This window comes from Skermanella stibiiresistens SB22 (assembly GCF_000576635.1).
In the GTDB taxonomy this organism is placed as follows: Bacteria; Pseudomonadota; Alphaproteobacteria; order Azospirillales; family Azospirillaceae; genus Skermanella; species Skermanella stibiiresistens.
The window spans coordinates 1-201 of the sequence record NZ_AVFL01000189.1 but is presented as its reverse complement, the minus strand read 5'-3'; the positions used below and the strand labels follow the sequence as shown (position 1 = coordinate 201).

Here is a 201-nt window from a genome sequence, read left to right as displayed (position 1 = left end):
TGGCGCAGCGCGCCAGCATCGGCATCGCCCGCACCGGCGGCGGCACCGAGGATTCGAGCGGCGATATCTTTATCGCCTTCGCCACCGGCAACGACGGCCTGCCGCCCGCCGACTACGCCAATAAAGGCGCTTTCACCACGCCGCTGCGCATGGTGAACAACGACTACATTTCGGCGCTGTTCGCGGCGGCGGCGGAAGCGG

Annotated in this window: 1 protein-coding gene; it reads left to right on the top strand. The window is 68.2% G+C overall.

The window, feature by feature from the left end; genetic code table 11:
- A partial coding sequence (locus N825_RS36000) for a P1 family peptidase (protein WP_037462733.1) occupies positions 1-201 on the top strand: 201 nt, incomplete at both ends.